At 72.4% G+C, this 2,186-nt stretch carries 2 protein-coding genes; both read right to left on the bottom strand.

Annotated features, from left to right (window positions below):
* Positions 1-2 precede the first annotated feature (2 nt).
* Positions 3-1,151 (bottom strand): M50 family metallopeptidase, encoded by a 1,149-nt coding sequence (locus tag AADR41_RS41925; protein WP_342287707.1) that lies wholly within the window; start codon positions 1,149-1,151, stop codon positions 3-5.
* Positions 1,148-2,186 (bottom strand): lantibiotic dehydratase C-terminal domain-containing protein (locus AADR41_RS41920; protein WP_342287706.1); only part of this gene is annotated, 1,039 nt, incomplete at its 5' end. The genes AADR41_RS41925 and AADR41_RS41920, both read right to left, overlap by 4 nt.

Genomic DNA, 2,186 nt, shown 5'->3' with positions numbered 1-2,186 from the left:
GGTCAGGTGGGGAGCAGGTGCTGGGCCACCGCCACGGCGGCGGCCAGAACTGCGGCGAGCGTCAGCACCGCGCCCAGCCCGTAGGCGCGGTACGCGGTCCGGGCCCGGCGCGGGTAGCCGGCCGCCGCCGGGTCGCGGCGGGCGGCCAGGCGCAGGTAGACGAGGGTCGAGGCGGCCAGTTCGGTGGCCCCGCACAGCTGGCTCGCGATCCGGTAGCCGTCGAGCGGCGGGAACGGTACGAGCATGGCCAGCGCCTGCACGCTGCCCAGGAGCAGCAGCGCGCCGAGCGCGTCGTGCGTGGCCGCGCCCAGGGGGGCGAACAGCCACAGCGCGCAGAACGGGAGCAGGAACAGCAGGTTCATCGCCGCGCCGGCCGCCGCCGTCTGGATGCGTTGCCAACGGGAGCCCAGATAGAGGTAGTTGTCGACAGTGCAATACATGATGATCACAGGAAGCCGCCAGCGCAGTCCGATTTCGGCCACGGTGCCGCCGTGGTGCCGGGCGACCACCCCGTGGGCGAGTTCGTGCAGCGCGGTGCTGAACCAGAGGAGCGTGGCGGTACCGACGAGCAGCACCGGATTGGTGAACAACTCGACTGTGGCGTCGAGGAGTTCGCCCGCCCGGACGGCGATCACCACCTCCATCCCGAGCACCAGGACGAGCAGCGGCAGCAGTCGGCCGGGCGACAGCAGGAAGCCGACCGCCCGGTGCAGCCGGTCGGTGGTGGCGTCGGCGTCGGCGACCAGCCGGATGCTGCCCCGCAGCAGCCCGCGCCGGGGAACGGAAGCGGTGGGGGCGGCAGGAGCGGTGGGCGCGGCAGCGGACCCCGGCGCGGGCGAAGGCGCCCCGGCCAGCAGTCCGCGCGTACCGAGCATCCGCAGGATCTGCTGCCAGCGGGCCCCGTCCAGCCTTCGCCCGTACTCCCGCGCGTACTCCTCGCCGATCTCCGTCAGGCTGCGGCTGCCGTCCATCCGGGCGATCAGGAAGTGCTCCTTGGGGCCGACCCTGAAGGAGCCGCCGCCGGAGGTGTCCTTGATCAGGTGGACCGTCGCCGCGCCCTGGAGCAGCGCGCCGCTCAGCAGGACCTGGGGGCGCAGCTCGGGCCGGTACTCGTCGAGGCCCCGGGCGGCCCCGGGCGGAGTGGTGCTCATCCCGCCTCCCGCAGCGCCCGGCCGAGCACGTGCGAGAGGTACGCCTCGTCCCGGATGGTCACATGCAGCCGGTTGTTGGTCATGTGCATGTACGGGGAGAGGAGCAGGGGCAGCGCGGCCGCGGGGTCGGTGACGACCTCGTCCCGTTCGCCGTCCCAGGACCGGAACACCAGATCGCCGTCGCGGCTCAACGCGACCGCGCGTTCCCGCAGTTCGGCGCAGTGCTCGGCCCAGCCGGCGAGGAATCCGGGCAGTCGCGCCGCCCCCTCGCCCCGTTCGGCCGTGGCGGCGCGGATGCGGGTGAAGCGGGCGGCCAGGCCGGGCGCCATGGCGGCGTAGTTGCGGTCGTACTCCTCGCTGCCGATGAACCCGGTGCCGGGGAACGCCTTGTGCCAGAACTCGTAGTAGCTGTCCAGGTAGTCGGCGAGTTCCGTGCGGTCCGGCAGGAACGCCGCGGACATCACCATCATCAGCTGCGCGGAGGTGCCGAGCAGCACGGTCCGCAGATGGAGGTTCTTCGTCCGGAACGCGTCGATGACCAGGTCGCTGGAGTGCCGGAAGTGCCATTCGGCCAGCTCGATCCCGGCCGGGCCGCCGTACTTGCCGTACTCCGGCTCGTACGGTTCGGCGCTGCGCGAGTTGTTGGGGCGCAGCCGCATCCGGCCCCGGTCGTCGGTGTAGTGGCCGCGTTCGGCGCCCGGGAACTCGATGTCGAACAGGGTGTTGTAGAAGTCGTTGAGGAAGCCGGAGTCCACTTCGTACAGGGCGGGGCGTTCGGTCAGGAACGCGTCCACCGCCGCCTCCGTGCGGCGTCTGACCTCGGCCTCGGCGCCGGGGGCCGCGGCTTTGATCCGCAGCCGGACGTGCGGGCCCTCCAGCCAGTAGTTGATGAAGAAGTAGCCGTCGATCAGGCCGTCCGCCTCCAGCTCCTCGGCCAGTGGGCGGACGCACTGCGTCAGCATGGGGCGGGGGTTGGCGGCGTAGAAGATGTGCGTGGCCTGCCAGGCCCCCGCACTGCCGGTGGCGGCGGGGGCC

The sequence above is a fragment of the Streptomyces sp. CLV115 genome, assembly GCF_038448545.1.
GTDB lineage: Bacteria > Actinomycetota > Actinomycetes > Streptomycetales > Streptomycetaceae > Streptomyces > Streptomyces sanglieri.
This window is presented reverse-complemented; position numbering and strand designations above follow the sequence as displayed.

Excerpts from the sequence above, each read along its gene's own strand:
- AADR41_RS41925 (WP_342287707.1), bottom strand. The coding sequence starts at position 1,151 with ATGAGCACCACTCCGCCCGGGGCCGCCCGGGGCCTCGACGAGTACCGG.